The following is a 22,694-nucleotide window of genomic DNA, read 5'->3' on the forward strand; positions in this document are numbered from 1 at the left end:
ACCGCGGGCAAGAGGCACTGCAGGCGGTGCTCCTCACCACCAGGGGCGAGATCTCGCTTGGTGACGTGGGCCAGGTCGGGTCTATTCCGCCGCCACCATCTGCTGGATCCGCCATTGCCCGAGCAGCGCGCGCAGCGACGCAGGCTTCAGCGGCTTGTTCAGCACGGCGATGTTTTCGTCGCGGGCGGCGGCGCGGACATGGGGGCTGCGGTCGGCGGTGATCAGGATCGCCGGCAGCGCCTCGTCGAAGCGGCGGCGGATGTCGCGGATGGCGGCGATGCCGTTGCCGCGATCGAGGTGATAATCGACCAGGAGCCCCGTGATGGCGCCGTTGCGGGCGGCGATGGCCTCGACGGCGGATTCCGGATCAGGGACGGCGATCACCTCGGCGTCCCAGGCGGTGAGCAGGGTGCGCATGCCGTCGAGAATGGCCGGGTCGTTCTCGATGCAGACGATCAGCGCGCCGGAGATCGGCGTCGTTGCCAGCGGCGTGGCGCTGGTGACGGCGGCGGTGTGATTGACCGCCTTGGCGATCGGCACCGTCACCGAGAAGGCCGAGCCGCGGCCGGGCTGCGAGTCCAGCGCAATGCCGTGATTGAGCACGCGCGCGATGCGCTCGACGATCGAAAGGCCGAGGCCGAGGCCGCGGGCGATGCGCGCGCCCTGTTCGAGGCGGTGGAATTCCTTGAAGATCTCGCCGCGCTTGACCGGCGGGATGCCGACGCCGGTGTCCCAGACGCCGATCTGCAGCGATGCGCCGCGGCGGCGGCAGCCGACCAGCACGCGGCCCTTGGGCGTGTATTTGATGGCGTTGGAGATGAGGTTCTGCAGCAGCCGGCGCAGCAGCAGCCGATCTGATTCCACCGGCAGCGAACACGGCACGAAGGTCAGCGCGAGGCCCTTGGCGCGCGCCGCCGGCGCGAATTCGATCTCCAACGAGCGCATCAGATCGGCCATCTTGAAGCTTGAGACCTGTGGCGTCATCGCGCCGGCATCGAGCCGGGAAATGTCGAGCAGCGCGCCCAGGATTTCCTCGATGGCTTCAAGGGAGTCGTCGATGTTCTCGACCAGGCGCGACTCCTCGCCAGCGGTCTGCCGCTCGACCAGGCTTGTGATGTAGAGCCGCGCGGCATTCAGCGGCTGCAGGATGTCGTGGCTGGCCGCCGCGAGAAAGCGGGTCTTGGAGATGTTGGCATCCTCGGCGGCGCTCTTGGCCAGCGCGAGCTCGGAGTTCAGCCGCGTCAGCTCCTCGGTGCGGTCGCGCACGCGCTTTTCGAGCGTCGCATTGGCGCGCTCCAGTGCCTCGGCGGCTTCGAAGGAGGGCGTCACATCGGTGAAGGTGATGACGAGGCCGCCATCCGGCATGCGATTGGTGCGGACCTCGATCACCATGTGGCGGTCGGCGAGACGTTCGAGATAGGGCTCGCCCTCGGTGGTGTAGGCGGCGAGCCGGCGTGCCAGCAGTGCCTCGCTGTCCTCATAGGTCGGCGCGCCGATCGTGCCCATGAATTCGAGGATTTCTCTCAAGGGGCTGCCGATCTGCACCAGATGCGGCGGCAGGCCGAGCAGATCGACGAACTGGCCGTTGGAGCAGATCAGCTGCAGATCGGCGTCGAACACGGCGATGCCCTGGCGCACATGGTTGAGCGCGGTCTGCAGGATCTCCCGGTTGAAATGCAGCGCGGCGTGGGAGTCGTCGAGCAGCTTCAGCGCCGCCTTCGCCGACACCGTGCGCTTGCGCAGCAAGAGCGACATCACGAGGCGCGACGACGCCGCGCCGATCGAGGAGGCGATGAGGTGCTCGGCATGGCGCAGCAGTTCGAAATCGGCGGGCGCGGCCGGATCGAGCGGCAGGTTGCGCTGGGCGGCAAACGCCTCGAACGAGGCGCGGGCGCGGTCGGGGCCGAGATATTGGCCGACCGTGGTCTGGATGTCCTGCACGGTCACGGTGGAGCGCCAGCGCCGGAAGCTCGGCGCGCTGGGCGTCAGCTCTGCCGGCACGAACAGGTCGGCTTGCAACAGCTCGATCGACGACGGCTGCCGGGCCAGCGACAGCACGATGTAGGTGAGCAGGTTGAGCGACAGGCTCCACAGCACGCCATGCAGCAGCGGCGGCAGATCGGTGCCGAGCAGCGCCTGCGGCTTGAGCGCCTCGAGCCCGAACGGACCATGCTGCAAGAACAGAATGCCCGACGTGGACGTGTCGAGGAAGCTCGGGATGAACAGCGTGTACAGCCAGACGGCGAAGCCGACCAGCATGCCGCCCATCGCGCCGCGCGCGGTGGCGCGCCGCCACAACAGGCCGCCGAAGAAGCTCGGCGCCAGCTGCGCGATCGCGGCAAAGGACAACAGGCCGATCGCGGCGAGTTGGGTCGTGCCGAGCGCGCGGTAGTAGAAATAGGCCATCACCATGATGGCGAAGATCGCGATCCGCCTTGTGCCGAGCAGGAAGCCTGCGAAGTCGCGCCCGATCTCGCGCTGCTCCTGCTGGCGCTGTAGCACCAGGGGCACGACGATGTCGTTGCACACCATGATCGACAGCGCGACGCATTCGACAATCACCATGGCGGTCGCGGCCGACAGGCCGCCGACGAAGACCAGCACCGACAGCCATTGCGAGTTGGCCTCGATCGGCAGCGCCAGCACATACATGTCGCTGTCGACCGCGCCGAACGGAAAGGTGATGAGGCCGGCGAGCGCGATCGGGATCACGAACAAATTGATCGCGACGAGATATAGCGGGAACATCCAGCGCGCCCGCGACACCTCGGCGTCGTCGGCATTCTCGACCACGCTGACGTGAAACTGGCGCGGCAGCAGCATCGCGGCGCAGAACGACAGCAGCGTCATGGTCAGGAAGCTGCCGATGCCCGGCACATATTCCAGCGCGCGCTCGGCCTCGGGAGACTTCATCGCGCGCTCGATCAGCTCGACCGGCGAGAACATCCAGAAGGTGACGAAGGCGCCTGCCGCGATGAAGGCGATCAGCTTGATGATCGATTCGGTCGCGACCGCCAGCATCAACCCGTGCTGATGCTCGGTGGCGTCGGTCTGGCGGGTGCCGAACAGCACCGCGAAGATCGCCATTGCGAGCGTCACCATCAGTGCCATGTCGCCGACGATCGGGATATGAGCGAAGGCGCGGTCGTCGACCATGATGGTTTCGAGCGACGACGCCACCGCCTTGAGCTGCAGCGCGATATAGGGCACCGAGCCGATGATCGCGATCAGCGCCACCGTCGCCGCCACGGCCTGGCTCTTGCCGTAGCGGGCGCCGATCAGGTCGGCCACCGAGGTGATGTTTTGCGACTTGGCGAGCTGGATCACCCGGCGCAGCAGCGGCGTGCAGGCGCCGACCATCAGGATCGGCCCGAGATAGATCGCGAGGAAGTCGACGCTGTTGCGCGAGGCGAAGCCGACCGAGCCGAAGAAGGTCCAGGACGTGCAATAGATGGCGAGCGACAGCGGGTAGATCAGCCCGGCCAAGCGCGACGGCCGCCGGTCGCCGGCCCGGTTGCCACGGCTGGCGACCAGGAACAGAAAGCCGATATAGCCGAACGCAGCGGCGATCACGCCCCAGTCATGCAGCATGGCTTTGCGCGAACTCCTCGGTCGCTCCACCCTGTGGATCGGGATGCGAACTTAGCGCTTTGCCGGAGGCGGGGCGATAGCGATGTGGCGGCGGACGCTGGAATAGGGATGTCGCGCGTCATCGTGTTGAGAGCCGAGCTCTTACGGCTCGGCCGGTCGGCTCCCCTCCCCCTTGCGTGGAGGGGAGCGCACCGCCTTGGCGGCGGGGGGCTGTGCGCTCACCAAAGCAGAAGCGAAAACTACTCCGCCGCCAGCGGCTTCTTGTGCAGTGCGAGGCCGAGGCGTTCCCAGACCTGCAGCAGGGCCTCGGCGAGGCGGTCGATCAGGCCGTCATCGTGATAGGGGGAGGGCGTGATGCGCAGGCGCTCGGTGCCCTTGGCGACCGTCGGATAGTTGATCGGCTGGATGTAGATGCCGTGCTCTTCGAGCAGCAGGTCGGAGGCCTGCTTGCACTTCTCGGGATCGCCGACGAACAGCGGCACGATATGGGTGTCATTGGCCATGACCGGCAGGCCGGCGGCATTGAGGATCGACTTGACGCGTGCGGCGCGGTCCTGGTGGCGCTCGCGTTCCCAGCTCGACGACTTCAGGTGCCTGATCGCAGCAGTGGCCGCCGAGCAGATCGGCGGCGGCAGCGCGGTCGTGAAGATGAAGCCCGGCGCGTAGGAGCGCACGGCGTCGATGATCTCGCCCTTGGCGGCGATATAGCCGCCGAGGCAGCCGAACGCCTTCGCAAGCGTGCCTTCGAGGATGTCGATGCGGTGCATGACGCCGTCGCGCTCGGCGATACCGCCGCCGCGCGGGCCGTACATGCCGACCGCATGCACCTCGTCGACATAGGTCATCGCCTTGTAGCGCTCGGCGAGATCGCAGATCGCCGAGAGCGGCGCGACGTCGCCGTCCATCGAATACAGGCTCTCGCAGGCGATGAGCTTCGGCCGGTCGGGGCCGGCGGCGATCAGCAGCTGCTCGAGATGGGCGAGATCGTTGTGGCGCCAGATCTGGCGCTCGCAGCCGGACTGGCGCACGCCCTCGATCATCGAATTGTGGTTGAGCGCGTCCGACAGGATCAGGCAGTCCGGGATCAGCTTGGCGAGCGTAGCGATGCCGGTCTGGTTGGAGACATAGCCCGAGGTGAACAGCAGCGCCGCTTCCTTGCCGTGGAGATCGGCGAGCTCGGCTTCCAGTTGCACCAGCGGATGATGCGTTCCGGCGATGTTGCGGGTGCCGCCGGCGCCAGTGCCGACGCGGGTTGCGGTCTCGACCATCGCGCCGACCACCTTCGGATGCTGACCCATGCCGAGATAGTCGTTGGAGCACCAGATCACGACATTGCGCGGACCGCTCGGGGAATGCCAGGTCGCGTGCGGGAACCGGCCGGCGATGCGTTCGAGATCGGCGAAAACCCTGTAGCGACGTTCATCATGCAGACGACCGAGGGCGGCACTGAAGTACTGGCTGTAGTCCATCACGAAACCTGACGTGCTGCGCTGCAGCGCAGCGCCTGGAACGGACCCTCTAAGCGACGGGGTTCTAAAGCCTTCTTAGAGCGTTTCCAGAGCGGCTGTCGAGCCGGAATCCCACGGCAGGAGTTGGGCGATTTGTCCAAGGCCGCCGCGAAGCGGGGCAATGTCGGCCGAACCGCGCTTGCATTGTGGCGACGTTGCGGAGTGGCGACGTTGCGGAGCGGCGCCGGTCGATCTGTCAGCCGCCGCTCTCAGGCTCATCCGCGACCGAAGTCACCGCCGGATGGGCGAGCCGCTCCTGGTAACGCCGGATGTTTGCCACCACCTCGGGTGGCCATTCGCGTCGGGTCAGCTCGGCCGGATCGACGCTGCCGATGCGATCTGCCTCGCCTTCGGTTTCGAAGGCGACGGCTCCGCCGCCAAGATTGAGACGAAACATGGTTTCTCCCGAAAGCCCGTGGATCGATACGCGTCGTGCACCCGCAGCTTACGACCTTTACGATAGTGGTCTATCCGTTGCGCCGCAAGGTGATGAACTCTCCGTCTCGTCGCGCTCGCCGCGCACCGCCCGGATGATCTTGTCTGTCTGCGCCTGCGCCAGCGTGCGCAGCCACAACCGCTGCTTATCGTCCATGTCCTTGATAGAAGAAGCATAGGAGGATGAATCGACGGTAACCACGCCGATCGTTGCCCAGGGCGGAGGCCGCCGGGCGTCCTCGGTGCCGGTATGATAGACTGGCAAAGCGAGAACGTGGACCGCCTCGTCGTCAGCCTCGGCCGGCGGATACGGCACCGGCGTGATCAACGACTTTGCGACACCTTCGGGGTCGCTGATGACGCCACCATGGCTCCAGGCGATGGTCCGGCGCTGCTGGAAGGCGGCGCCGCTGACGCCATCGCCATAAGGGATGCTGAAGCTCCGCGGCAACTCCTCGCGCCGCGGCCCGGAGCGCCGGCTGAGGACGGGCCTCAGGACAAGATCCGCGGCGTCGTGGACCATCAGCGCGATCGTCCACTTCTCGTCCCGGCTGACGCGGCCGAGTTTCAGCTCCGTTTCCAGGGTCTGCACCAGAAGGTCGAACTGCCTGATCGCTTCGCGGTCGTCAGCCGTCGTGTTCCCCGCATCGATCCGATCGCCCAGATTGAGCAGCGTGCGGTGCCATTCCCGCGTATTGCCGGCGATCGTGCGATTCTCGGGCTCTCCCGGCACCTGCCAGCGCAGCGAATATTGGTAGCCGACCAGCGGGTGCTCGATCACCAGCTTCCATGTCTGCGATGGCGCATCGTAGCTGAGCGCGTGCGCTTCTTCGTGCAACGTGTCGGAGTCGATCTCCAGCCCGGGCGGCGCGCCGGTGGTGTCGTCGAGCTTCGCATCGCCCCACTGATCGATCTCGTAGTTGGGATAACGCGGCGGTCGCCGGCATTCGACATCGGGCTGCACCTGGCCCAGGCTCCGCGGAAACCGCACCTTCAGGATCAATGTCCGCGCCGGAAAGGTGACGCGCACCCCCACCCATTCGTGGTCGAAGCCTTGCGGCCGCGGCTTTCGGGTGCCCCGTTCCAGCCGCTCGACCGCCTCCCATTGCGTCATCATCATGCAGTTGGCGCAGCCATGGCTGAACTCGTAGGGCACCGGCTTGTCGCCCTTTGAGATGCCGCCGCCAGGAAATTTGAGCCAGTAGTAGTCGCATTGCCGGTCGTCTCTCGCGCTCCTCGGATAGTCGGACGCCGGAACGATCTCAAAACCTGCCTTGGCCGTCTCCGGGGCCAGGGTAAGAGTGTCCTGCACGAAATGGCCGTATGTCGGCAGATACATGACCAGCGGGCGCTTGTCGTAGCGGCCGATATCGCCCTGCACACGCAATCCCTTGATCCGATGGGTCACCCAGAGATCGCCATTCTCGGTGATCTCACAGCTCTGCTCGCGCGCCTCGCATTCGATCGGGTGGCGCTCGCGGGCACGAGCATGGGCGCGTCGCTTCGCGGCCGCGAGCGGCTCTTTGTAGACGCGGTAGTCGGCACCGGCCGTGCCGTCCGGTCGTGGCGACTGGCCAGCACCATAGAACACGCTCTTGACCTCGATCTGGCCGGTCGGCGCAATCCTGATCAGATTGATGCTGTTGTGGTTTGTGTTGTCCGGCGTGGCCATGGCGGCGCTGCCGGCGGAAACCACCGCCATCGGGTAGCCATCGCTCGAATCGTCGCCGAAATCGATGCGGGCAAATTGCGTCTTGTGCCAATGGCCATGCAGGATGAGGTCGAACTGATGATTAGCGAGAATCCGCAGCAAGGCACCGGCATTGCGAAACACCATCATGGGCTCGCCGGTCGTCTTGTGCCCGTTCGGTGCAAAGGCGATCGGCAGGACGTGATGGTGCACGATGGCGACGCGCGCCACATAGTTCTCTTTGGCCTGCTGCAGCTTGCTGGGCAGCGCCAGCAGCACGTCATTGTCGACGATGCCGGTCGCCACGCCGAGATTGCCGCCGGACCCGTTCGAGTCGAACATCGCGAGCAGGATCGGCGCCGAACGGGCGACGCGGACCAGCGGCAGCGGCGCTGCGGCAGGCAATAGCCGGGCGAAGTCATCGGCCTGGTCCCAGGGCATGATGGCCCGCCCGCCGAACAGGGCCACGGTTCGTGCCCATGCCCTCCGGGCCCAGCCGGCGTCCTGCGGGCGGGTGCCGGCCGGCAGTCCGAGTGGCTGCGGGCCGAAATCGAGCACCGCAGTCCTGAGCTTCGTCTGCAGCGCCTGCTCGGCCCGCGCCGTGTTTCCGCCGGAGAATATCCGCTCGAACCAATTCAACCGCGGCATCCCCATCGCGATGCCGCTTTCGAATACGTCATGGTTGCCGGGCACGACGACCAATTCGGCCTTGCGGCCGCGGCCATCGCCCCAACGCTTGTCCGAGCTTTCCTGGGTTCGCCGCAGCAATGTGTCGAGCGCTCCCTTGGCGGTCAGCAGATGCTCCGGCGAGGGATCGTCGACGAGGTCGCCCGATACCACGATGATATGGGGATCGAAGTCGACGACGCAGCCGACGACCGCCTGCCACGTAGCCGCGCTGAAATTCAGTCCGAAATGAATGTCTGAAATATGCGCAATATGGATCATGATCGCTCCACCCGATCATTCTAGTTCGGGTTGAGCGGTGGATGAAAGGGGATCTTCGGACCGCGCGCCGGGTCTCAGGTCGTCCGGTAATGCAGCACGCCGTCGATCTCCTGGCTGGTCAGGCGGCCCTCGACCAGCATGTAGTTGACATGGGCGATCAACTCGCCGGCGGCGAAGCCCATCTGGTGCGGGTCGAGCACATGCTTGTGGAACACGACCGGGACCAGCTGTGCCGAGGTCTTGGATTGCTCGCGACAGGCGTCCGCGATCATCCGGCAGCGCTCCTCATGATGGTCGGCAAGCTGCTTGATGCGGGTCTTGAGGCCGTAGAACGGTACGCCATGACCGGGCAGCACCAGCACGTCATAGGGCAGGGTGGTGGTGAGGCTCGCCAGCGACGCCAGATATTCGCCGAGCGAGTTCTGGTCGGGCTCGACCGCCCAGACGCTGACATTGGGCGAGATCTTGCTCAGCACCTGGTCGGCGGAGAGGAACAGCTTGTCGGCGGCGCAATACAGCATGACCTGGTCGAGCGCATGACCGCCGCCGGTGATGACCTTGAAGCGCCGGCTGCCGATCTGGATTTCGTCGCCATGCGAGATGCGGCGGTAGGACGCCGGCAGCACCGAGACGCGCTGCAGATATTCCTGGCCGCGGCCGAGCAGCTTGTCGGTCAGGGTCTCGTCCATGCCGTGGCGGCGGAAGAACAGCCGCTGCGCGTTGCGGCGCTCCTCGGTGCCGCGATTCTGGTGGTAGACCGATTGCAGATATTCGACCTGCGACATGACCAGCGGGCAGGCGAAGCGCTCGACGATCCAGCCCGCCAGTCCGACATGGTCGGGATGCGAATGGGTGACGATCAGCCTGCTGATCTTCACATGCTTCAGCGGACCGTCGAGCAGCCGCGTCCAGGCGGCGATCGATTCCTCATTGCCGAAGCCGGAATCCACCGCCACCCAGTTGTCGCCGTCGGCAAGCAGATAGATGTTCACATGGTTGAGGCGGAACGGCAGTTTCAGCCGCAGCCACAATACGCCGGTCGCGACCTCCACGACCTGATCCTCTCCGGGATGCTGCTCCCAGGGATATCGCAGGGCCTCGGCGGAGGAATGAACAGTTTCGGTCTTGGTCATGCTCATCGATTAACGGCCGCCGCGGGCGAGCGCCAGCCGAAAAAGACATGGCTGGACGGCATTCCGGGACGCGGCAGGCCGGGGCCGACGACCTTCCCTTCTCACCCTGATCAGCCCGGCCGCAGGCGGGCGTCTCGAAGCGCGAGGTCCGGATGCTGACTACGCCGCCCTGATGTTGGTCAGGAACGCGTCGACCTCGGCGCGCAAGGTGTCGGCCTCGCGGCGCAGCGCCTCCGAGGCGCTCAACACCTCGTTGGCGGAGGTTCCGGCCTGGGCGGAAGCGCTGGAGACGCCGGTGATGTTGTTGGACACCTCGGTGGTGCCGGAGGCCGCCTGCTGGATGTTGCGGGCGATCTCGCGGGTCGCGGTGCCCTGTTCCTCCACGGCGGCGGCAATGGCGGTGGTGACGTTGTCGATCTCGGCGATGGTCTCGCCGATGTTGCGGATCGCCGACACGGCGGTCGAGGCGACCTGCTGCATCCCCGCGATCTGGGTACGGATCTCGTCGGTGGCCTTGGCGGTCTGGCTGGCCAGGCTCTTCACCTCCTGGGCGACCACGGCGAAGCCGCGGCCGGCCTCACCGGCGCGTGCCGCCTCGATGGTGGCGTTGAGTGCCAGCAAGTTGGTCTGCGAGGCGATCGCCTGGATCAGGTCGACGACGACGCTGACGCGGCTCGCATTATCGGCGAGTCCCTGCATCGTCGAGTCAGTGGCGCCCGCTTCCTCGACCGCCTTCTTGGCGATCTGGGCCGAGGTCACGACCTGGCGGCCGATCTCCGCGATCGACGACGACAGCTGCTCGGTTCCGGCCGAAACGGTCTGCACGTTGACCGAGGTCTCCTCGGCGGCAGCCGCCACCGCGTTGACCAGTGAATTGGACTGATCGGCGGTCTGCGACATGCTCTGCGCCGTCGTCTGCATCGCGGTGGCGGAGCTCTGCAGATTGGCCAGCGCGCTGCGCACCGTCGCCTCGAACTCGGCGATCCGGGTCTCCATGCGTGTGGCGCGCTCGGCCTTGGCGGCATTCTCGCGATCCTGCTCGGCGGCGAGGGTGCGGGCACGCACCATGTTTTCGCGGAACACCTGCAACGTATCGACCATCGCGCCGATCTCGTCGTGCTGCTTCGAGGCCTGGATCTCGGTATCGAGGTCGCCGCTCGACAGAAGCTGCATCGCCTGCTGCAGCCGCTTGATCCGGCGCAGGATGTTGCCGCCGACATACAGCCAGACGAACAGGACCGACCCGAGCAGGGTGGCGGCGCCGGCTGCGGCCATGCCGAGCGTCGCCAGCTCGATGTCGCGGCCCGCCGTGCTGGTGGCGACTTCCGTCGATTTGCGAACGCCTTCGACCAGCTGCTGTACGCTGATCTCGAGGCCGACATTGAGCTTGCGGGTCTCCTCCAGCACCGTCTGGCCGTAGTCGTTGGAGTCGAGCTCCTTCTCGCGCGTCTTGAACACGCGGCCCTTGCCCTCGCCGAGCGCTGCGAGCTTCAGCGCAGCGTCCTGGATCGCCTTGGTGCCGCGGCCGCTCGGCAGCAATTCGAGATTCGACTTCAACTGGGCGAGTGCGTCCTTGAACTGCCGCTCGATCGCATCAAGTGTCTCGCTGTCATTGGCCGAGAGCGCCGCTGCCATCTGTGCCACGATCAGATTGCCGGAAGCGGTGACGTTACCGAGTTGCTCGACGAACCGAGCTGCCGCTGTGGCGTCGTCTGCCGAGACTTCTGCCGCACCGAGCACGGCGTTGAGCTGGGTCTGGGCGTCGAGCATCGGCTCGTTCGCCGCCTTGGTGAATTCCTCCTGCGCCTTGCGCAACGCATCATATTGCTGGTTGTGGGTCGCCGCGACGGTCAGGCGCTCGCGTGCGGCTGACACCAGGCTCTGATTGGCCTCGTTGATGTTCTTGATGGTTTCGGCCAGCGGGGCGACCACGCTCTTGTCGGCGCCGAGCGCGCTGATCTCGGCGAGGCGCTGCTGGGTGACCTTCTGGATCTCCTGCATCTTCTTCAGCCGATCGTTGAGCGCATCCTCGCTCTGCGATCCCAGCAACGCGGGACCAAGGCTGGCCAGGCTCGAGCTCTGTGCGAGCAGCTGCAGGCTGGAAGTCAGGCGCGGAATGTCGCGGCTCGACAGCTCGACCATGGTGCCGCCGATATGACGCAGCATCAGGCCGGCCGCGACGCTGATGGCGATCGCCATGCCGGCGATGACGGCGAAGGCTGCGAACAGACTGCCCCGGACGCCCCATCTGGGGCGCAGACGACCAAGCGCAGTGCTGAAGCTGAAACGACCTGCCATCTCCGGTTCCCCCGCTACGTGCTACTTTGAGCTGAACTTTGCGGGCAGTATCGCGGCTGGCAGTTAACAAATCCGGGAAATCACCCGGTTCCCGCCGAAAATATGTGCATTTTTGCATTTCGTCGCGCGGGAATTAACGGCGTGGCAACGGTTATTAGTTCCATGCCGATGGTCCTCAAGCAAATGGGCCGGCATCGCTGCCGGCCCTTTCTTATTGTTGTTAGACGCCTTGATCTCAGTAGCGGCTGGCGACTGGAGCACCCCAGTTGAAGCGATAGTTCACGCCGGCCTTGAAGGTGTGGTCGTCGGTGGTGAAGCTGCCGGTCGGCACCAGTCCGGCGGGCGCCGTGAAGGTGGCGCTGCCGAAATTGTAGTACTGGTACTCGGCCTTGGCGGACCAGCTCGGTGCGAACATGTATTCGATGCCGGCGCCGACGGTCCAGCCGTTGCGGTGGTCGCCATTGGTGGCGAAGCCGATCTGATTGCCGGCGAGCGTCACCTTCTCGTTATTGTCCGAATAGGCGTAGCCGCCCTTCACATACAGCAGGCCCGGTCCCCAGGTGTAGCCGAAGCGGCCGGTGATCGAGCCGAGGCCGCGCTGGCTGTTGGTGTAGACGAAGCCGCCAGGGAAGGCCGCGCCGACATTGCCGCTCAACCAGCTGTACTGGCCTTCGGCGCCGATCACCCAGGTCGGTGCGAACTGCCAATCCGCACCCACCTGCACGCCGCCCAGGAAGCGGCCGTTCGAATTGTTGCCGGTGGCGAGGCCCGAGAAATTGTTGTCGCTCGAGAACGCGCCGCCGAGATGCGCGCCGAGATAGAAGCCGGTCCAGTTGTAGATCGGCGCGACATAGGCCGGTGCCTTGGTGGCGTAGGGATAGGAGCGGGCGCCGAGATCGGCGGCAAAGGCGGACTGGGCCGAGGCCAACGCGGCGAGCGCAACGGTTGCGAACAGGATCTTCTTCATGGCGGTCTCCAACACTCAACTAACAAGGCTCGCGCATTGCGCGCCGTCGATGCGTTGGAGATAGATCGAATTTGAATCAAATGCTGTCACTCGCGCAGCACAGTGCCTTCCAACCCACCCCATTCGCGATCCAACATCTTCGCGTAGTTAGCAAAGCGCTAACAAAGGCCGTGGCAAGTCGGGACGACGCGCAGATCTGTGCCGCTGCGGCACAACGGGTTAAGACCCGTTAAGAGCCTGCTGCAGCGTGGCGACCGCATCCTCGAGCTGGCGGCGATGAACGTCGTCCTTGGGAAGCGCTCCGATGCCGGCGGCCATATCGGTGAGGATCGCCGCGAGCAGCCCGTAGTTCAGGTGCATGTGGATCGACTTGCGGACGTCCTCCGCTCCCGGCCGTTCCAGGGTCAGCGCCAATCCGGTCGGTTCGAGATGGGCTTCGAAACGCGACGACCGTTCGAACGTGCCGGCATAAAACTTGTCGGGATATTCGAGCGCGATCTCGGCTTTGTCCGGAATGGGCTTCGACATGGGATCTCCTGGAGGCTCCTGCGGATCTCCGATAGATGCTCGCAGATGCCTGTCGGCGCCTTGCGCCAGGTCAGAGATCTGCAATCGCAGGCTGCGATTCCCGTAGTATCGCGAGTTTGTACGGAACCTATTATTTACCATAAATTAGAGAGGGTTCCGTATGGTGCGGTCGACTTGATGCGCCGCAGCATGAGCTGCCTCTGCATCCGTTCACCGCACGGCGCCCCGAGGCGTGGCGGCACATCTCTCCGCACAAAGGATACGACCTCGATGAAAACGCGGCTCTCGATCTCTGCGCTGATCCTGGCCTTTGGCTTGGTCGTGGCCATCGGTCTGGGGGCGGTGGTCGCCACCGCCATCTACGCGGTCCAGGAGCTGAAGGTCGGCGGGCCGATTTATCACAGTATCAAGCTCGGGAACGACCTCGTCGCCGACATCCTGCCGCCGCCGGAATACGTGATCGAATCCTATCTGGAGGCGACGCTGGCGGTGCTCGATCCGAGCACGCTGGATGCGCGGGCCTCACGGCTGGCGACGCTCAAGAAGGAGTATCAGGGACGCCGGGCGTTCTGGACCGGCTCGGGGCTGGAGCCTGGGCTGAAGGCCGAGCTTGTGGAGCGGTCCGATGCCGAAGTCAGCAAGTTCTGGCAGGTGCTGGAGGTCGAGCTGATGCCGGCGCTGCGCAGCGGCGACATGCCGGCCGCGAAGCTCGCTTATCAGCGTCTGACCGCGGCGTATTCCGGCCATCGGGCCGTGATCGACGGCATCGTCGAGCGGGCCAATCAGATGATCGCGGCGATGGAGGCGACGGCGGCGAGCCGCGACAGCGGGATCATGTGGTTTGGTGGGGTGCTGTCGGCCCTGGTCTTTGCGGTCGTTGGTGCGGGCCTGTTCGGCCTGATCAATGGTGTGGTCCGCCCGCTGGCCCGCATGACGCGCACGATGCGCCAGCTGTCGGGCGGCGACCTCGCGGCCGCGATTCCGTATGCCGAAAGGGGTGACGAGATCGGCGCGATGGCGCGGGCGCTTGATGTCTTCAAGACCAACGCGCTGGAGAAGGACCGGCTGCAGAAGCAGGATATCCACCGGAGTGAGGCTGACAAGGAGAAGCAGCGCGCGCTCATGACCATGGCGGAGGCGATCGAGCGCGAGACCAGCACGTCGGTGAGCGCTGCGGCCGGTGCTTCGCGCGATGTGGAATCGGCCGCTGGCGGACTGTCCGGCCTGGCCTACGAACTCTCGGCCGATGCGAACGCGGTGGCTTCGGCCTCGGAGCTGTCGCTGTCCAACGCGCATGTGGTTGCCACCGCCGCCGAACAGCTGAGCGCGGCGATATCCGGCATCGCGGGCCAGGTTGCGCGCGCGACGACGATCACCAAGATGGCCGTGACCGGTCGTGAGAAGGCGACGAGCACGATCCAATCGCTCTCGAAGGCCGTCGACAAGATCGCCGAGGTGTCCAACCTGATCGGCGGGATCGCGCAGCAGACCAACCTGCTTGCGCTCAACGCGACCATCGAGGCGGCGCGTGCCGGCGACGCGGGACGCGGCTTCGCGGTTGTCGCGGCGGAGGTCAAATCGCTCTCCGACCAGACCGCCAAATCGACCGAGGAGATCTCGCGCCTGATCTCGGAGGTGCAAAGCGCCACCAATGCGACGGTCGAGGCCGTCGAAGGCATCGGCGGCCAGATCTCGGAGATCGACGTCGTCGCGGCCTCGGTTGCAGCCGCGATGCATCAGCAGCGCGCGGCGACCGGCGAGATCAGCCGCTCGGTGGCGGCGTCGGCAGCGGCGGCCAAGGACGTCTCGACCAAGATCGCCAATGTCGGTCGCGGCGCTCAGGCCGTGAACGATCGTGCCGTCCAGGTTCGTACCGCGATCACGCAAGTCGTCTCGACCATGTCGTCATTGCAGTCGGCGTTGACCAACGTTGTCGGCACTGCCACCGCCAACTCCGCCGCGTCCGCAACCATGCGGGACCGTTGACCGGCGTAGGGCCGCATTCCTACGGAGCTTAAAATTTACTTCCGTTGAGCGATCGCTCTGCAAGCTGTTCGCATTCTCGGCAGGCGCCGGCCGTTCCGGACCGACCATTCGCGGTGATTGCGCCGGGGGCGGTGGGGACGGACCGGCCGTTTGTGTCGTCCGGATCCCCCAACGGAAATGTGTCGCTCGACATGAAGATGCGCCTCTCCATCTCCGCCGTCATTGCAGCGTTCGGTCTCGTGCTCGCCATCGGCTTCGGGGCGGTCGTTCTGACCAGCGCCTATGCCTTGCGGGAGTTGAAGGTCGGCGGCCCGCTCTATGACAAGATCAAACTCGGCAATGATCTCGTTGCCGACATCCTGCCGCCGCCCGAATATGTGCTCGAGGCCTATCTCGAGGCGACATTGGCGCTGCGCAATTCCAAGAACGTGGAGGCGCATGCGAAGAGGTTGGCGCAGCTGAAGAAGGACTATGAGGATCGCAAGACCTTTTGGACCGGTTCGGCGCTGGAGCCCGAGCTGAAGTCGCTGCTGGTCGAGCGCTCCGACGGCGAGGTCCGGAAGTTCTGGCAGACGGCGGAAGCCGAGCTGATCCCGGCGCTGCGCGCCGGCGACATGGCCAAAGCGGATGTGGCCTATGATCGGCTGAGCGATTCCTACACAGCGCATCGCGCCTTGATCGATCGCCTGGTCGAGAAGGCGAACAAGCTCAACTCGGACATGGAGGCCGCCGCGGCAGCGCAAGATCGCAGCATCTCCGCGGTGGTCTGGAGCGTCGCCGGCATCGTGCTGATCCTGGTCGTTGCCGGCATATCGGGGTTGGTGATCGGCGTGGTTCGTCCGCTCTCGCGGATGACCGGCCTGATGCGGCGGATTGCCCAGGGGGAACTATCCGCCGAGATTGCCTATTCCGAACGCGGTGACGAGATCGGCGCCATGGCCCGCGCGCTCGCGGTGTTCAAGACCAACGCGCAGGAGAATGCGAGCCTGCGCGACCGTCAGGAGCGCGACCGCGAGGAGGCCGCCCGGTTGAAGAAGAAGGCCATGCTCGACATGGCCGATGTGATCGAGCGCGAGACCAGCACGTCGGTCGAGGCGGCGGCAGGCGCCTCGCGCCAGGTCGAGGCGGTGGCCAGCGGCCTGTCCGAACTTGCGCATGAATTGTCCGCCGATGCCCAGTCCGTCGCCGCGGCGTCGGAACAGTCGCTGACCAATGCACAGACAGTGTCCTCGGCGGCCGAGCAGCTGAGCTCGGCGATCCGCGAGATCTCCAGCCAGGTCGCGCGCGCCAGCGCCATCACCAAATCGGCGGTGACGGGGCGCGAGAAGGCCAAGACCACCATCGCCTCGCTGTCGCAGGCGGTGGTCAAGATCGCCGAGGTCTCCAACCTGATCGGCGGCATCGCCGAGCAGACCAACCTGCTGGCGCTCAACGCCACCATCGAAGCCGCGCGCGCCGGCGATGCCGGCCGCGGCTTCGCCGTGGTGGCGGCCGAGGTCAAGTCGCTGTCGGATCAGACGGCCAAATCGACCGAGGAGATCTCGCGCCTGATCGGCGAGGTACAGACCACGACGCAGGCGACCGTGGATGTGGTCGAAGGCATCGGCAGCCAGATTTCGGAGATCGACGAAGTCGCCGCCTCGATTGCGGCCGCCATGGAGCAGCAACACGCGGCCACGCAGGAAATCAGCCGGTCGGTCGGCTCTTCGGCTGACGCGGCGCGCGATGTCTCGGCCAAGATCGGCAATGTCGGCAAGGACGCCGGCATGGTCAATGATCGGGCCGTCGAGGTGCGCGGCGCGATCGGCGAGGTGGCATCGAGTCTGACCGCGCTGCGGGCGACGCTGGTGAAGCTGGTCAGGACGACGACCAACGAAGCCGACCGCCGCCGCTCGCCACGGCTGAGATCGAACCTGCCGATCAAGGTGGTCGATGACCGCAAGGGCCCGCTGAAGGCCGATCTGGTCGATATTTCCGAGGGCGGCGCCTGGTTCCGTCTCGAGCCTGAGCCGGGCATCGGCGATCGCGGCACCCTGGAGTTCAGCGGCTTCGCCGGCAGCGTGGCGTATTCTGTTCGCGCCAGGGACAACGACGCCCTGCATGTCGAGTTCGACCCCGGCGCCAATCGCGAGGCTTTTCTCGACTGGTTCAGACGGTCGGTCACGCGACAGGCGGCATGAGCCGATCGCATCATTTTCTTGAGAATGGGATGCGCGCTCGCGAGCGGAGGGCGCATCCCACGCTGTCGCGTGTCAGCTCACCGGTGGCACCAGGTCGCTGATCCGCACCGGGAAGCGTCGGACCCGAATGCCGGTGGCATGCGCCACCGCATTGGCCACGGCGCCCGCCGAGCCGGTGATGCCGATTTCGCCGACGCCCTTGATGCCCAGCGGGTTTACGAACGGATCGTGCTCGTTGACCGTGAACGTCTCGATCGCGGGGATGTCGGCATTCACCGGCACATGATATTCGCCGAGATTGGCGTTCATGATCCGCCCCGAGCGGTGATCGATGATTGCCTCCTCATGCAGCGCCAGCGAGACCCCCCAGATCATGCCGCCGATGAGCTGGCTCCGCACCAGCTTCGGATTGATGATCCGCCCGGCGGCGAAGGCGCCGATCATGCGGGTGACACGCACCTGACCGAGATCGGGATCGACCTTCACCTCCGCGAACACGGCGCCATGCGAATGCATCGCGTAGTGCTCGTTCGCAGCCGGGTCCGGCATGCCCGCGCCGGAGCCCTCGACCTCGTCGAGGCCGGCGCGCGCGAGGATCTCGGCGTAGCTCTCGCCGCGCCCCTCATCGTCGCGCCGGAGCAGCCGGCCATTGCGCGCGATCACGCCGGCATTGCCGGCGCCAAACAGCGGCGAGCGCTGGTCGGAGGTGGCGAGCTCGGCGAGCTTGGTGATCACGGCGGCGCCGGCATTGTGGATCGCGGTGCCGACGGTTGCGGTGTGGGCCGAGCCACCGGCGATGCCGGCATCGGGCAGGTCGGAGGTGCCGGCCTTGAACGTCACCTGGTCGAGATCGAGCGCGAGCGCGTCGGCGGCGATCTGCGCGAAGGCGGTCCAGGCGCCCTGGCCCATGTCATGCGCGCCGCTCTCCACCACGCCGCTGCCGTTGCGCCGGATCACCGCGCGGGCCTGACCGGCGAACATCAGCGCATGGAACGTGGCCGTGCCCATGCCCCAGCCGACCAGGAAACCGTCCTTGTCGCGCATCGTCCGCGGCTTCAGCGGCCGCTCCCACCAGCCGAACCGTTCCGCGCCCTGCGTATAGCAGTCGCGCAGCGCCTTGGACGAGAACGGCTTGCCAGTGGCGGGCTCGACCTCGGCGTAGTTCTTGACGCGGAACGCCAGCGGATCGAGGCCGCAGGCCTCGGCCATCTCGTCCACCGCGCTCTCCAGCGCGATCGATCCCGGCGCAATGCCCGGCGCGCGCACGAACAGCGGCGTGCCCGTGTCCATGCGCACGGCGTCATAGGTGGTGCTGATCGCCGGCGCGGCATAGAGCGTGTGCGTCACATGCGCCGCTGCCTCGTAGAAATCCTCGAAGCTCGAGGTTGCGATCCGGGCATGATGATGGATGGCCGAGAGCTGTCCCGCCGCATTCGCGCCGAGCTTCAGCGTCTGCCGCGTCGGGGAGCGATGGCCGAACGGGCCGTAGAGCTGCTCGCGGCGCGCCACCAGCTTGACCGGACGGTCCACCAATTTGGCGGCGAGGATGCCGAGCACCTGCGCGCCGGCCATCAGGCCCTTGCCGCCGAAGCCGCCGCCGAGATAGGGGCTGCGGATCAAGATGTTCTCGGGGGCGATGCCGAACAGCTCGGCGAGGCGCGCGCGCATCATCACCAGGCCCTGGGTCGGCGTGTCGATGATGAGGCGATCCCCCTGCCACTCCGCGACGATCGCATGCGGCTCCATCGCATTGTGATAATGCGCCGGGGTCTCATAGGTCGCCGTGATCCGCTTGTCGCTGCCGGCGAGCGCGGCCGCGGCGTCGCCGTGATGGCTCTCGGCCGGAAAGCCCATGCCGACGACGGGCGGCACATAGGCCTCGCCGGTGTCGAGCCCGATGCGCGCCGGTTCGGCCTGATAGCGCGGCGCCAGCAGCGCGGCGCCCTCGGTGGCCGCTTCGAGGCTCTCGGCGATTACCACTGCGATCGGCTGATTGGCGTAGCGGACGCGATCGTTCTGCAGCGCTTCGAAGCGGAACGCGAACGGGTTTGGCTTGCCGTCGGGATCGGCCTGCAGCGGCGGCCGGTTGGCCGAGGTCATCACCGCGACCACGCCGGGATGCGCCTTGGCGGCGTCGACATCGAGCGACACGACCCGGCCGCGCGCAATGCTGGAGACGGCGAGCACCGCATACAGCATGCCGGACGGATTGTTGTCGGCGGCATAGCGCGCGCGGCCCGTGACCTTCGCCAGGCCGTCGATGCGCGACAGCGGCTGGCCGATCGTGGAGCCGTGACGGAGATGGGCGGGATCGCGGGAGAGATTGAGCTCAGGTGTCATTGATGCACTCCTGGAACGGAGGAGAAGGGAGAGGCCGGCAGCGCCGGCATGCGCGATGGCGTGCCCTGTGCTGCAGCGGCCAGCGCGCGCACGATCAGGCTGCGCGCGAGCGGGATCTTGTGGGCGTTGTCCCCGGACGGCCTGGCGTCGCGCAGCGCCGCTGCGGCGGCCTGCTGAAACGCCGATGGACCGGCCGGCTGTCCTGCGAGCAGCGCCTCCGCTTCGCGCGCGCGCCACGGCTTGGCCGCGACGCCGCCGAGCGCGAGACGCGCGTGGCTGATCGTGCCGTTCTCGATCACGAGGCCGGCGGCGGCGGAGACGACCGCGAAGGCGTAGGAATTGCGCTCGCGCACCTTCAGATAGCGGGCATGCCTGGCGAAGGCGCGCGCTTCGGCCGGCAGCCGGATCGCGACGATGATCTCGCCGGGGTCAAGCACCGTCTCGCGCTCCGGTGTCGAGCCGGGCAACAGATGCAGCGCCTCCAGCGCGATCTCGCGCCGGCCGGCCGGGCCTTCGATCTCGACCACCGCATCGAACGCCGCGAGCGGCACGCAGAAGTCGGAGGGATTGGTCGCGATGCAGGCCTCGCTCCAGCCGAGCACGGCATGCTGATGATTGTCGCCCTCCCGCGCGTCGCAGCCGGCGCCGGGCGTGCGCTTGTTGCAGCCCGATGCCGGATCAAAGAAATAGGCGCAGCGTGTCCGCTGCAGCAGATTGCCGCCGACGGTCGCGGCGTTGCGCAACTGCGCCGAGGCGCCCGACAGCAGCGCTTCGGCGATCGCTGGAAAGTCGCGTGCGAAGCTCTGATCGCAGGCGAGGTCAGCATTGCGCACCAGGGCGCCGATCCTGACATCGCCGTTCTCGCGATGTTCGATGCGTGTGAGCTCGGTGAGATGCGAGATGTCGACCAGCCGTGCCGGCCTGACGACATTGCCCTTCATCAAATCCAGCAGGTTGGTTCCGGAGGCGAGATAGGCCGCACCCGGCGCGCTGGCCGCCGCGATGGCTTCGGCGACGCTCGCCGGCTTCACATAATCGAACCGGTTCATGCCGCGCGCTCCGTCTTGCCCGTGAGCTTGTCCTGCGCATCGAGCACCGCTTCGACGATGCCCACATAGGCGCTGCAGCGGCACAGATTGCCGCTCATGCCTTCGCGCACGCGCTCCGGATCATCTCCGGCGTGGCCCTCGCTGATCAGGCCGACGGCGCTCATGATCTGGCCTGGCGTGCAGAAGCCGCATTGCAGGGCGTCATGGGCGATAAAGGCCTCCTGCACCGGATGCAGCTGGTCGCCCTGCGCCAGGCCTTCGATGGTGGTGATCGCGGCGCCGTCCAGGCTGACGGCGAGCGTCAGGCAGGAATTGATGCGGCGGCCGTCGACGAGGACGGTGCAGGCGCCGCATTGGCCGCGGTCGCAGCCTTTCTTGGTGCCGGTGAGGTGGAGGCGCTCGCGCAGCAGGTCGAGCAGCGTGACGCGGGGGTCGTCGAGCGCAAGCGTTCGCGGCTCACCGTTGACGGTGAGTCTGACAGTCCAATTCATGCGTTGTTCCGATCGAAGCGATGGCCTAATCGGATCGCAGCGGAACCCGCCTTACGGGCGGGGGCTCCGTCCAGATCCAGCGACCGCGGGACGACGGCAAGGAGAGGTTGGCTGTCCCGGGTGGCAGGTCTAGTTATACGGAGGGCTCCTCCGCTTAGCAAGGGGACATGAACGGTCCGTCATCAAGAGCTGGTGAGATGGAGACGAAACCACAAGAGCGCAGCCGCAAGCCGCGCGCCGATGCCCAGCGCAATCGCGAGCGCGTGCTGGAGGCGGCCAAGGCGGTGTTCAGCGTCGGCGGCGCCGAGGCGAGCCTGGAGGCCGTGGCGCGCCAGGCCGGTGTCGGCATCGGCACGCTGTACCGGCATTTCCCCACCCGCGAGGACCTGTTCGAGGCGGTGTATCGCCGCGAGGTCGAGCAGCTCTCGGAGCTGGCCGAGGCGCTGAAGAGCGAGCCGTCTCCGGTCGAGGCGCTTCGGCGCTGGCTACGCTCGACGGTGCAGTTCGTCGCCACCAAGAAGGGCATGATGGCGGCGCTGGCGATCGTGATGAACGCGAACTCCGAACTCGCCGCTTATTCGCATGGCCATCTCACCCGCTCGATCGGGGCCTTGCTCGCCCGCGCCGTCGAGGCCGGCGAGATCCGCAGCGACATCAGCGCCGACGACGTCCTCCGCGCCCTGATCGGCATGTGCTACATGCACGACCAGACCGGCTGGCAGCAGAGCGTGCTGCGGCTGCTCGATGTGTTCGTGGATGGGCTAAGGGTCGGGAAGGCGCAGGTGTGAGCGTGCCTCACGCGATGCGTGAGCTGCATTGCCATCTCATCCCCGCAGCCATTCCATCAACGCCTGTGCGGTCTCCTCCGGCTGCTCGGGCTGCGGCAGGTGACCGCAATTGTCGAGCACGACCAGCCAGCTGCCGCTGATGCCGTCGGCCATCTCCTTCGACAGGCTGTTCGGAATGGTGTTGTCGGTGTCGGCGGTCAGCACCAGGGTCGGGCAGCGGATCGCGGTCAAGGTCGGTCGCGAATCCGGGCGCGACATGATGGCCGTCAACTGCCGGATGAAGCCGAGGACGCCGACCTCCTCGGCCATGTCGTGCACCAGTTGGCGCAGCCGCGGATCGTCCTGGCGCGACGGATGCACGAAACCCGCGAACAGCTCGTCGACGACGCCGTGATAGTCGCCATCCTTGGCGCGTGTCATCATGGTGCGGCGGCGGGCACTGGCCTCCGGCGTATCGGGCCGCGCCTGGGTGTTGATCAGGGCCAGCTTGGCGACCCGCTCCGGCGCTTGGCGCATGATCTCGAAGGCGATGTAGCCGCCCATCGAGTGCCCGGCGAGCGCGAAGCGCGGCGGCGCCTCGACGAGGATGCGGCGTGCGATCGCGGCCATGCTGTCATCGCGGATGTGATTGGCCACCATCACCGGCCCGAGCCGCCACAGCGCCGGGATGACCGGCGCGTAGATCCGCGGCGAGGAGATCAATCCGGGCACCAGCACGAGCGGCAGCGTTTCAGCCATGGCTTTTCCCCTGGAGCGGCATGA

15 protein-coding genes are annotated in these 22,694 nt (G+C 66.4%); 3 read left to right on the forward strand and 12 right to left on the reverse strand.

Annotated elements, in window-relative coordinates:
• Window positions 1–81: 81 nt before the first annotated feature.
• The 8 genes from BBTA_RS04045 to BBTA_RS04080 all read right to left on the reverse strand — a co-directional run bounded on the left by BBTA_RS04045 (window position 82) and on the right by BBTA_RS04080 (window position 13,098).
• The gene (locus BBTA_RS04045) at window positions 82–3,591 is read right to left on the reverse strand and encodes a PAS domain-containing hybrid sensor histidine kinase/response regulator (protein WP_012041171.1); all 3,510 of its coding nucleotides are present in this window, start codon (window positions 3,589–3,591) and stop codon (window positions 82–84) included.
• A gap of 239 nt (window positions 3,592–3,830) precedes the next feature.
• Window positions 3,831–5,060 (reverse strand): 5-aminolevulinate synthase, encoded by a 1,230-nt coding sequence (hemA, locus tag BBTA_RS04050; RefSeq protein WP_012041172.1) that lies wholly within the window; start codon window positions 5,058–5,060, stop codon window positions 3,831–3,833.
• Between the two features lie 235 nt (window positions 5,061–5,295).
• Window positions 5,296–5,496, reverse strand: coding sequence for a hypothetical protein (locus tag BBTA_RS04055; RefSeq protein WP_012041173.1), 201 nt, complete (start codon window positions 5,494–5,496; stop codon window positions 5,296–5,298).
• Between the two features lie 57 nt (window positions 5,497–5,553).
• Window positions 5,554–8,172, reverse strand: coding sequence for a metallophosphoesterase (locus BBTA_RS04060; protein ID WP_012041174.1), 2,619 nt, complete (start codon window positions 8,170–8,172; stop codon window positions 5,554–5,556).
• 74 nt (window positions 8,173–8,246) lie between these two features.
• Window positions 8,247–9,305, reverse strand: a complete 1,059-nt coding sequence (locus tag BBTA_RS04065; protein WP_012041175.1) for an MBL fold metallo-hydrolase — start codon at window positions 9,303–9,305, stop codon at window positions 8,247–8,249.
• Between the two features lie 159 nt (window positions 9,306–9,464).
• Entirely contained in the window at window positions 9,465–11,603 is a 2,139-nt protein-coding gene (locus BBTA_RS04070; protein ID WP_012041176.1) for a methyl-accepting chemotaxis protein, read from the reverse strand.
• 235 nt (window positions 11,604–11,838) lie between these two features.
• A complete protein-coding gene (locus tag BBTA_RS04075) occupies window positions 11,839–12,570 on the reverse strand; it encodes an outer membrane protein (RefSeq protein WP_012041177.1) in 732 nt (243 codons plus the stop codon).
• A gap of 219 nt (window positions 12,571–12,789) precedes the next feature.
• Window positions 12,790–13,098 carry a hypothetical protein gene (locus tag BBTA_RS04080; RefSeq protein WP_012041178.1) on the reverse strand — a complete coding sequence of 103 codons (309 nt, stop codon included), beginning with the start codon at window positions 13,096–13,098 and terminating at the stop codon, window positions 12,790–12,792.
• A gap of 270 nt (window positions 13,099–13,368) precedes the next feature.
• Here BBTA_RS04080 and BBTA_RS04085 point away from each other — a divergent pair, with 270 nt between their 5' ends.
• Together BBTA_RS04085 and BBTA_RS04090 are read left to right on the forward strand one after the other, a co-directional pair.
• On the forward strand, window positions 13,369–15,084 hold the full coding sequence (locus BBTA_RS04085) for a methyl-accepting chemotaxis protein (protein ID WP_012041179.1): 1,716 nt from the start codon (window positions 13,369–13,371) through the stop codon (window positions 15,082–15,084).
• Between the two features lie 191 nt (window positions 15,085–15,275).
• The gene (locus BBTA_RS04090) at window positions 15,276–17,264 is read left to right on the forward strand and encodes a methyl-accepting chemotaxis protein (protein ID WP_012041180.1); all 1,989 of its coding nucleotides are present in this window, start codon (window positions 15,276–15,278) and stop codon (window positions 17,262–17,264) included.
• A 72-nt stretch (window positions 17,265–17,336) separates the two neighbouring features.
• On the opposite strand, the gene BBTA_RS04095 is transcribed toward BBTA_RS04090, so the two are convergent.
• From BBTA_RS04095 to BBTA_RS04105, 3 genes are read right to left on the reverse strand one after another with little or no spacing between them, the layout of a single operon-like run.
• Window positions 17,337–19,604 carry a xanthine dehydrogenase family protein molybdopterin-binding subunit gene (locus tag BBTA_RS04095; protein ID WP_012041181.1) on the reverse strand — a complete coding sequence of 756 codons (2,268 nt, stop codon included), beginning with the start codon at window positions 19,602–19,604 and terminating at the stop codon, window positions 17,337–17,339.
• Window positions 19,601–20,653, reverse strand: a complete 1,053-nt coding sequence (locus BBTA_RS04100) for a xanthine dehydrogenase family protein subunit M (RefSeq protein WP_012041182.1) — start codon at window positions 20,651–20,653, stop codon at window positions 19,601–19,603. The genes BBTA_RS04095 and BBTA_RS04100 overlap by 4 nt, the downstream gene beginning before the upstream one ends.
• A complete protein-coding gene (locus BBTA_RS04105) occupies window positions 20,650–21,144 on the reverse strand; it encodes a (2Fe-2S)-binding protein (RefSeq protein WP_012041183.1) in 495 nt (164 codons plus the stop codon). The genes BBTA_RS04100 and BBTA_RS04105 overlap by 4 nt, the downstream gene beginning before the upstream one ends.
• Window positions 21,145–21,341: 197 nt before the next feature.
• Here BBTA_RS04105 and BBTA_RS04110 point away from each other — a divergent pair, with 197 nt between their 5' ends.
• Window positions 21,342–21,932, forward strand: coding sequence for a TetR/AcrR family transcriptional regulator (locus tag BBTA_RS04110; protein WP_012041184.1), 591 nt, complete (start codon window positions 21,342–21,344; stop codon window positions 21,930–21,932).
• A gap of 36 nt (window positions 21,933–21,968) precedes the next feature.
• Here BBTA_RS04110 and BBTA_RS04115 read toward each other — a convergent pair whose 3' ends face one another.
• Window positions 21,969–22,670: an alpha/beta fold hydrolase gene (locus BBTA_RS04115; RefSeq protein ID WP_012041185.1), complete on the reverse strand. Its 702-nt coding sequence runs from the start codon at window positions 22,668–22,670 to the stop codon at window positions 21,969–21,971.
• Window positions 22,671–22,694: the final 24 nt, after the last annotated feature.

This window comes from Bradyrhizobium sp. BTAi1, from assembly GCF_000015165.1.
GTDB classification, from domain to species: domain Bacteria; phylum Pseudomonadota; class Alphaproteobacteria; order Rhizobiales; family Xanthobacteraceae; genus Bradyrhizobium; species Bradyrhizobium denitrificans.

Bases quoted from the DNA above. Each gene is read 5' to 3' on its own strand.
- BBTA_RS04045 (WP_012041171.1), bottom strand. From the start codon at position 3,591: ATGCTGCATGACTGGGGCGTGATCGCCGCTGCGTTCGGCTATATCGGC.
- hemA (WP_012041172.1), bottom strand. From the start codon at position 5,060: ATGGACTACAGCCAGTACTTCAGTGCCGCCCTCGGTCGTCTGCATGAT.
- BBTA_RS04055 (WP_012041173.1), bottom strand. From the start codon at position 5,496: ATGTTTCGTCTCAATCTTGGCGGCGGAGCCGTCGCCTTCGAAACCGAA.
- BBTA_RS04060 (WP_012041174.1), bottom strand. From the start codon at position 8,172: ATGATCCATATTGCGCATATTTCAGACATTCATTTCGGACTGAATTTC.
- BBTA_RS04065 (WP_012041175.1), bottom strand. From the start codon at position 9,305: ATGACCAAGACCGAAACTGTTCATTCCTCCGCCGAGGCCCTGCGATAT.
- BBTA_RS04070 (WP_012041176.1), bottom strand. From the start codon at position 11,603: ATGGCAGGTCGTTTCAGCTTCAGCACTGCGCTTGGTCGTCTGCGCCCC.
- BBTA_RS04075 (WP_012041177.1), bottom strand. From the start codon at position 12,570: ATGAAGAAGATCCTGTTCGCAACCGTTGCGCTCGCCGCGTTGGCCTCG.
- BBTA_RS04080 (WP_012041178.1), bottom strand. From the start codon at position 13,098: ATGTCGAAGCCCATTCCGGACAAAGCCGAGATCGCGCTCGAATATCCC.
- BBTA_RS04085 (WP_012041179.1), top strand. From the start codon at position 13,369: ATGAAAACGCGGCTCTCGATCTCTGCGCTGATCCTGGCCTTTGGCTTG.
- BBTA_RS04090 (WP_012041180.1), top strand. From the start codon at position 15,276: ATGAAGATGCGCCTCTCCATCTCCGCCGTCATTGCAGCGTTCGGTCTC.
- BBTA_RS04095 (WP_012041181.1), bottom strand. From the start codon at position 19,604: ATGACACCTGAGCTCAATCTCTCCCGCGATCCCGCCCATCTCCGTCAC.
- BBTA_RS04100 (WP_012041182.1), bottom strand. From the start codon at position 20,653: ATGAACCGGTTCGATTATGTGAAGCCGGCGAGCGTCGCCGAAGCCATC.
- BBTA_RS04105 (WP_012041183.1), bottom strand. From the start codon at position 21,144: ATGAATTGGACTGTCAGACTCACCGTCAACGGTGAGCCGCGAACGCTT.
- BBTA_RS04110 (WP_012041184.1), top strand. From the start codon at position 21,342: ATGGAGACGAAACCACAAGAGCGCAGCCGCAAGCCGCGCGCCGATGCC.
- BBTA_RS04115 (WP_012041185.1), bottom strand. From the start codon at position 22,670: ATGGCTGAAACGCTGCCGCTCGTGCTGGTGCCCGGATTGATCTCCTCG.